The organism is Halobacteriovorax sp. YZS-3-1 (genome assembly GCF_047084945.1).
Classification (GTDB): Bacteria; Bdellovibrionota; Bacteriovoracia; order Bacteriovoracales; family Bacteriovoracaceae; genus Halobacteriovorax_A; species Halobacteriovorax_A vibrionivorans.
In genome coordinates this window covers 1,016,568-1,024,947 of the sequence record NZ_JBKIYI010000002.1, presented here as the reverse complement: position 1 = coordinate 1,024,947, position 8,380 = coordinate 1,016,568, and the positions used below count along the sequence as shown (strand labels likewise).

Below are 8,380 nucleotides of genomic sequence, written 5' to 3'. Positions count from 1 at the left end.
AAAACTTTTTTTGGATTTCTTCTCATCTTGATTGCTACCGAAGCAGCAAATCTTTATTACTTTATTTGAATGTTAAAGAGCTGTCCGAGACTACATGTTCATGTTCAACATGTAAAGCCTTTTTTTAACAATGTGAAAAAAAGTTATCAGCGTTGTTTTCCAACGTTTGTTTTTTTTCGTTTGTTGTTTGGAACGAGATGCATATTATGAAACCGTACCTGGTCCGTCAATACTTTTTTTAAGTTTTTTTCATTTTTTTTTATCTTAATTTCAATAACAATATTAATTACTTACGATTATTAGAGTGTACTTAACTTGAATAGTAGCTTAACCTACTGACAAACCTGTAACATACTGAAAATTCGAAAAGTCGAGATATGTAAAAAATGCATAAAAAAAGGCCACTCAGTGAGTGGCCTTTTATAATCGGTAGAAATCTAAAATCTTTAACTATTTTTTTAGTGGAAAACCATTTTTTTCGAGAGTTTCAACGATCTTATTACTTGCTTCAGTAATAAATTCTCCAGATAAAGTGCTATTTGGATCCAAGAACTCACTTCTTAATGTTACTGACTTCATATTATCGTGCTTATAAATGTCTGCAATAGTTGTAGAAGTTAATTCTTTAATCTTAAGCTTAGATAAACTCTTTAAGATATCACCTACAGCGACTTCTTCACTTACTTCAACTGTACAGTCAAAAGTAGAACCAGGGAATTTTGCTAGCGGTTGATACTTTACTTTATCTTTTTGTGGGCGCGATTCAAAAGCACTCATATTAACAAGAGCAATAGAAACATTACCTTTAATCTTAAATTGTTTTAGTACTAGAGGATGTACAGAGAAGATTACACCATCCATCTTTCCTTGAATTCTTAAGTTATAAAACTCGTAAGGATGAATACCATTCCAATCTTCATCAACTGCATTACTTTTAAACTTAGGGTTACGATCATTTAATTGATAATTAATATTAACACTATCAAGTAAGCGAGTTGTATCGTTTAAGAGATCCATGAACGGAGTTGCTTCTTTATCAAAATAAAGTGCTCCATACACACTCTCTTCTTTAACAAAGTCTTTATCATTTGCATGATACGTACGACCAATCTCAAAGAATTTGAATGCACTAGAGTTCTTAGCATTGGCCGCAGCTGCTTCTAAGAAACTTGGGACTAATGACTCTCGCATAAGTGCAGCGTCTTTAGAAAGGGCATTAATGAGCTCTAAACCACCTTTGTGATCATACATTGCTTTCTTTAAAAGTTTTGCTCCAATCATAGGATATGTCATGACTTCAAAAGCACTTGCATGGTTAACCATAAAGTTTTTCATGCTACGATGAAGTTTCTGTGCTGGTGAGAGCTTTACTGGAGAGATATCAAGTTTTGGAGAAGTCGGAGCTATATTATCAAATCCGATAACACGTCCAATTTCTTCCACAAGACATGATCCTGTTTCAATATCTTTCGTAGCTCGATAACTTGGAATATGTGCAATAAACTTGTCTGCACTTCCCTCAATTTGAATATCTAAGCTTGTAAAGATTCTCTTCATTTCATCAAAAGAAACTTCTTTACCAAGTGCCTTATTAATTTTTGCAGCACTTGATTCAATTGATACTGGTTTAATCTCTGAAAGATTAGGGCCATCATATTGAATATCACCAATAACTTTAGCTTCAGGGTTTTCTTTTAGGATATATTCTAGAGTTCTTAGTAGTGTTCTCTCTAGCATTAAAGAATCAAGAGTTTTTTCATAACGAGATGAAGAGTCTGTACGAAGACCTAAACGTGTTGATGTTTTTCTAACTTCAGCAGCTTTCCAATTAGCGACTTCAATGAAAATTTTAGAAGTGTTTTCATCAACTCCACTATTAAGCCCGCCCATAATACCTGCAAGAACAAGAGGCTTATCACTATCACCAATTACAGTATCTCCTGCAACAAGCTTGCGTTTTTCTTCATCAAGAGTTGTAAATTCAGTTTCATCTTTTAGAGAACTGATTACAACAGTATCACCACTAATCTTTTCACGATCAAAGATATGTAGAGGAATCCCTAGCTCAAGCATAACGTAATTAGAGATATCAACGATATTATTAATAGGACGAAGGCCAACAGCTTGAAGGCGTTTCTTCATCCATAGAGGAGACTCTCCTACTTTTACGTTATCGACACTAAGGCCAAAGTAACCAAGACAACTTGTCCCTTCTTCAACTTTAATTTTCATTGGAGCTGCATCACTAGAGAATTTAGACTTTAAATCCTTTGACCAAGATTCATTAAATGGGTTTTGTAACTCATTTTCAAAAATCGTTGCAAATTCACGAGCAATACCAAAATGCCCCCAAAGATCTGGTCTGTGAGTTAAAGACTTATTATCTACATCTAAAAGAACATCTTTCTTTTCGTTATAAAGCTCAAGCATATTCTTACCAAGCTCTGGGTTATCAAAAACCTTATCAAGTTCAATGATCCCTGCAGAGTCTTCAGCGAAACCAAGCTCTTCTTCAGAACAAAGCATTCCTTCAGATAAAACGCCACGAATCTTCTTTGGCTCAAGAGTTAATCCATTTGGTAATGTAATTCCCAATGGAGCATATGCAGTACGCATTCCAATGCGAACGTTTGCAGCACCACAAACAACTTGAAACTTATCCTTTCCATTTGTGAATGTAACAAGATTAAGCTTATCAGCTTCAGGGTGCTTTTCTTTTTCTAATACTTCAACAACAGTAATAGCTTCTAAGTGATCTCCAACAGAGAGAACATCTTCTACTTCTGCTGTGGCCAGAGTAAATTTTGATCCAATTTCATTTGCATCTAAGTCTGGAACTTTTACGAAGTCTTTAATCCAATCGATACTAATTAACATATATATTCCTTAAACCTTTCTAATATTCTTTAAATTGTGAATTAAATCTTAGATCACCTGATTGTAGGTGGCGGATATCATCAATCCCATACTTCATCATTACAAGTCGATCTAAACCAAGACCAAATGCAAATCCATTATATTCTTCAGGATCAATGCCACCTGCTCTTAGAACATTTGGATGAACCATTCCACACGGAAGTAGCTCGACCCAACCAACTTGTTTACAAACAGAGCATCCCTTACCGCTACAAACTTGGCATTTAATATCAAGCTCAAATCCAGGCTCAACAAATGGGAAGTATCCAGGGCGAAGTCTAACTTCGACGTCTTTTTTGAAGATCTCCGTTAGGATTTCTTTCATGAAGTAGATTAGGTTTGAAACAGAAATATCTTTTCCAACCATCATTCCTTCTAATTGTTGGAAGACCATCTCATGCGAAGCATCTGTTCTTTCACAACGAAATACAGTTCCAGGAGCAATAAAGCGGAATGGAGGCTTGCGAGACTGCATCCCTCTGACCTGAATTGTTGACGTGTGAGTTCTAAGAAGGTGCTTATTACCTTCAGGAGATTTCTCATCTTTAAACCAGAAAGTATCTTGCATATCTCGTGCAGGGTGATCTCCTGGGATATTTAGTGCCTCAAAGTTATAGAATTCTGTTTCAATATGTGGGCCATCAAGGACCTCAAAGCCCATTGATAAGAAAATATCTTCTACTTCTTGCTGAACTAGAGTTCTTGGGTGAAATCCACCATGATTATTATTTTTGGCCTTTACAGCATCTGTAAAAGTAATATCGATCTTATTTTTACTAAGTTTTTCATTTATTTGAGCTAATTCAATATCTGAAAGCTTCTTAGCAACTAATTTCTCAATTTCTTGTTTAATTTCATTTGCTTTTGGTCCAATCTCTTTTCTCTCTTCTGGAGTTGCATCCTTTAGTGATTTAAGGATCTCAGAAACGGCACCTTTTTTCCCAAGGTAACTCGACTTAAGAGATAAAACATCTGCTTGTGCACTAAGAGCTTCAATTTCAGCTTGAAACTTTTCATAAGCCTCATTTAGCTTATCAATCATAATTCCCACCTATTCGACTATTTATAAACATTCAATAATAACCTTGGGAGTTTTTCATGCGGTGTGCGAAAAGGCAAGACGTGGGGTGTTTAAAGTGCCAATAAAAATGAGCGAAACCAGTTAAATTGCTGGATGATTTCGGGATGCTGGTAATCAGGATATGTCCACTCTAATTGATGGTAGCTATTTGCTTTAAACTGATAAGTTAGTTCTGCGTAAACGCCGTCTTTTAGATAGATTCGATGAGAGTATGGTTTACCACTACTTAATAGAACTTGATCAAGAGTTATAAGACCAGGATCAAGATTGAACGATCGGCCACTTGTTTGCTGATGGCCTTTTTCAAGCTCATCACAATACACCTTAATGCTAACAAGCTCTTCACGAGAAATAGGCTTAGGATAGAAAATAAAAGAGCGTGAAAGCTCCTCACCCATCTCCTTACTATAATACTCTTTCATTGGAAAAAAATCGTGCTTAAAAATAATAGGTCGTTCATAACCACTTCCCAAAGTGGCAATGATATCTTCTAAATTACACTTCTTATGATTATAGAGAACGCTAATAAATAGCAATGCATCTGTAGCTGGCCTTAAATCACTCAAGAAATACCTATTTCATCTTTTCTTTAAGAACTTCGTAGTAATTTCTTAGCTCATCTTGAGAAACAGTTGCCGTTCCTACTTTTCCAACAACAACACCAGCACCACAATTGGCAACCCATGCTGCTTCCTCAAGACTGCCTCCTGCTTCTAAACAGGCAACAAGAAGTGAGATCGTCGTATCTCCTGCACCAGAAACATCATAAACTTCGTTTGCAACAGTTGGGATCATATGTAGCTTACCATCACCTTTAGTATCAAGCATTGCCATACCACGTGCTCCAAGAGTGATGATGATTTTTTCTAGCTGTAACTTATCGACTAGAATATCGGCAATTTCTTCAACCTGCATATCCTGCGAGTAACCTAATTGATTTACCATTAACTTGGCCTCAACATGATTTGGTTTAAGAAGAGAAACCCCTTTGTAAAATAATGGAGGTGTAGTGCGACTTGGGTCAACAGCGATTAAACTCTTTGACTCTTTAAATTCATTAACAAGTCTTGAAATAAGACTTTCAGTGAGAACCCCTTTAGAGTAATCCTCTAAGATAAGGGCACCATGGTTTTCTTTTAACTCGTTAATTCGCCCAATTAGTCTCTTTTCAACATCTTCACTAATTGGCTTCTTTGATTCGTAGTCGATACGACATATTTGTTGGTGATCAGTGACAATTCTTTCTTTAAAAACAGTTGGCCTTTCTTCGCAACGAACAACTCCCCATGTAGAAAGCCCTGCTTCCTCTAGAAGATCCTCAAGAACATTAGCGTTAAGATCATCCCCCATTACTCCACAGAGAGTAGACTCTACTCCCAAGGTCTTTAAGTTTTCTGATACGTTTGCTGAAAGACCAAGCTTTTGCCATTCCTTTTGTACTTCAACTAAAGGAACAGGTGCCTCTGGGGAAATTCGATTAACGACTCCAGATGTATACTTATCGATCCCGACATCTCCAACCACTAAGATCGGTTTGATATTACTAAGGTTAGATACAATTGCATCAAAGCGTTGAGGTGAAATTAATTTTGTCATAGTTATTCCATTATTTATTTAAAACTGATTTTGCTATTTCAATTACTCTATCTTCTTCTAATTTTGCCATACAATCATAATAAGGACACTCTATTCCTAGGCAAGTATCAGGCTCGCCACATACAACATTTGGGGTAATATTTTTAATAAAGCCCTTACCTTTTGCTCCCCAGCGTAAAGAAGATTGGCTCTTGATGGGAGAAAAAATTGCAATTAACGCCACTTCAAGAGCTGCGGCCATCTGAATTGCTCCAGAGCTTGGCCCGATAAATAGTTTAGCGTGTTTTAAGATATTTAGAAAGTTAACAATTCCACCTTTCTTTCCATCAAAGTAAAATATGTTTTTTTCTTCATGATCCACCAGCTCATTCTTTATTGGCGCCACATACTTCATATCTGAAGGTATATGAGAAATAATGAAATTAAATCGGTTAGGATAGATGTTGTTAATTCTTTTGATAAAAGTTGCAAAATTCTTCGCAGGCCAACTTAAAATTCCCTCAGATGCACCCGGATGTATGAAGATAAGCTCTTTACTAGAATCAAGTCCTTGTGCCTCTAATTCTTTATTAAAGTCACCTATATCTGAATCACTTTCTTTAAAATTAAAAAATGGCAGATATTCTTTATCTTGAATTTTTGAATAATTTTCAAGCTCACCAAGTAAGGCCAGATTATAGAAAACTTCATGTCCTTCAACCTCAGAGCGTACTTGTCGAATCGCTCGATTTAAAGTGAAGTTTGATTGCCATCTCTTTAAATGACCTCCGCGAAAAGGTATCTTTTTGAGCCAGGCAACAAAGTTTGGCGTTTGAGAGCCTCCTGTATACAGATAGACATCTGGCTTATATTCATTAAATATTTGCAGAGACTTTTTTACTTTCTTTGGATAGGAGCTTGCTCGATCTAAAATAAAAACCTTATCAACATAAGGATGGTTCTTAAAAAGCACAGCAGAAGTTTTTGACGTTATAAAGGCAACAGTCGCATTTGGGTCCATTTCTTTTATGGCCTGTGCCATTGGCATTGTAAGTATATTTGATCCAATGGCGTCAGTACGACTGATGAGATATTTCACAGATCTATTCCAACCTCTTTTGCACGAGCATGAACGTCTTGTTTTAGAGTTGAGATAACTTTTGAGATATCCATCTCACTAGTATCAACAAGTGTTGCATCATCTGCTTTAACAAGAGGAGCAACTTCTCGACCCATATCTTTTTCATCTCGTTTTTTAACATCTTTTATAAGTTGTTCTAGATCGATATCGCTTTGACCTTTCTCTATTAGTTGGTCGTATCTTCTTTGTGCTCTAATATCTATTGAAGCTGTAACAAAGAACTTAATAAAAGCATCTGGAAACACAATTGTACCGATATCTCGGCCTTCCATGACACACACTTTTTCCTTAGCTATTGATCTTTGGAAATCAAGAAGCATAGTTCTAACGACAGGAATTTGTGAAATAATAGAGGCAAGCTTTGATACGTGGTGCTCACGTATTCTTTGACTTAAGTCCTTACCATCGACTTTTACAAGAGCATCAGCTTGTCCGTACTCGAGTTTGATTTCTTTTAAGAATTTTTCTACTGCTTGGTGATCATGAAGATCAACATCGGCATCATGGGCAGCTAAGCCTAACGCTCTAAACATCGCTCCAGTGTCGATATAGAGAATCCCCAATTCCTTGGCCAATAGTTTTGCAACAGTTGATTTACCACTTCCACTTGGGCCATCAATGGCAATAACTGATGAATATGTCATACAACTTCCTTATCCTGTGAATTATAAGGAATGAATATAACAATTTTTGAAAACTATTTGAAGTTGAAAAGATGACTCGATGCAGTCGTTAGTTTTTCGCAAGGCGTGAGTTTTTCATATCTTTACTAGCTAGCTTTAGTTCTTCCTTAGTTGGAACAATATCAAGACCTAAATAGTAATTAATGTCAAAAGTATGATTTTTTACGTGAATTATACTCTCGTGACCGTATTCACGTGATTTTTCTCTTAGCGAGTCAACAGCTGCTAGCAATTTCTTGTAATTCTTCTTTACCTTGTCGTAATAGACATTCTTGATTCCTACTGGACGATTATAACGAAGACTACGACGAACAAAGCCTGGTCCCATGTTATATGCAACAGTTGCATAACGATAAAGACCAAATCTCTTATAAAGACGACTTAAATAATATACGCCTAGTTCCATATTCACATGAGGAACACGTAAGATTTGAATAATATCTTCTTTATTTAGTGATCTTTTAAGAAGCTTATGAAGAAATACTCCTGTCTTTGGCATAATCTGCATTAAACCTTGTGCCTTTACATAACTTTGGGCCTTCGGATTAAAATGACTTTCTGTCCATGCAATTGAAATTACCCAAAGAGGATCAAGTTGTCTTTGTTCAGCAAAGTGTAGAAGCGAAGAAATATATTTCTTAGCTCTTTTATCTATTGGATGTTCCATATGATCGATAAGAGCGTCTTCAAGAGTCTTTTTATCGATTGAAGAAAGGTATCCTAAATGAAGTCTTTTAAAGAATGGGTTTGTATCCTTAAAATTATAAGTATTATAAGGAGTGAAGGCTTTCCCCTCAGAAGAGATTCCTGCAAGTAGACCTAGATCACGAAAATTTTTCGTTGCTGGCGTCCAAAAGAAGTCAAAAGAAATCACGGCCGTCACTGCACACAGACCTAAAATAAACAAAGATCTTACGTTCATGCAGTAAGCACTAAAATGTTCAAGATGTGAGTTATATCGCTCACTCGAAGCTTTCATAACGG

Annotated in this window: 7 protein-coding genes; all 7 read right to left on the bottom strand. The window is 36.1% G+C overall.

Annotated features, from left to right (window positions below; translation table 11 throughout):
* Positions 1 to 450 precede the first annotated feature (450 nt).
* The 7 genes from pheT to ACMAZI_RS14940 all read right to left on the bottom strand — a co-directional run bounded on the left by pheT (position 451) and on the right by ACMAZI_RS14940 (position 8,375).
* Positions 451 to 2,877, bottom strand: a complete 2,427-nt coding sequence (gene pheT / locus ACMAZI_RS14970; protein WP_412474428.1) for a phenylalanine--tRNA ligase subunit beta — start codon at positions 2,875 to 2,877, stop codon at positions 451 to 453.
* A 19-nt stretch (positions 2,878 to 2,896) separates the two neighbouring features.
* Positions 2,897 to 3,958 carry a phenylalanine--tRNA ligase subunit alpha gene (pheS, locus tag ACMAZI_RS14965; RefSeq protein WP_412474427.1) on the bottom strand — a complete coding sequence of 354 codons (1,062 nt, stop codon included), beginning with the start codon at positions 3,956 to 3,958 and terminating at the stop codon, positions 2,897 to 2,899.
* 89 nt (positions 3,959 to 4,047) lie between these two features.
* A complete protein-coding gene (locus ACMAZI_RS14960; RefSeq protein WP_114706257.1) occupies positions 4,048 to 4,563 on the bottom strand; it encodes a DUF4416 family protein in 516 nt (171 codons plus the stop codon).
* 7 nt (positions 4,564 to 4,570) lie between these two features.
* Positions 4,571 to 5,593 (bottom strand): bifunctional heptose 7-phosphate kinase/heptose 1-phosphate adenyltransferase, encoded by a 1,023-nt coding sequence (locus tag ACMAZI_RS14955; protein ID WP_114706258.1) that lies wholly within the window; start codon positions 5,591 to 5,593, stop codon positions 4,571 to 4,573.
* Positions 5,594 to 5,603: 10 nt separating this feature from the next.
* The gene (locus tag ACMAZI_RS14950; protein ID WP_412474426.1) at positions 5,604 to 6,671 is read right to left on the bottom strand and encodes a glycosyltransferase family 9 protein; all 1,068 of its coding nucleotides are present in this window, start codon (positions 6,669 to 6,671) and stop codon (positions 5,604 to 5,606) included.
* A complete protein-coding gene (gene cmk / locus ACMAZI_RS14945) occupies positions 6,668 to 7,357 on the bottom strand; it encodes a (d)CMP kinase (RefSeq protein ID WP_114706260.1) in 690 nt (229 codons plus the stop codon). The genes ACMAZI_RS14950 and cmk overlap by 4 nt, the downstream gene beginning before the upstream one ends.
* Positions 7,358 to 7,445: 88 nt before the next feature.
* Positions 7,446 to 8,375 carry a lytic transglycosylase domain-containing protein gene (locus tag ACMAZI_RS14940; protein WP_114706261.1) on the bottom strand — a complete coding sequence of 310 codons (930 nt, stop codon included), beginning with the start codon at positions 8,373 to 8,375 and terminating at the stop codon, positions 7,446 to 7,448.
* Positions 8,376 to 8,380 lie beyond the last annotated feature (5 nt).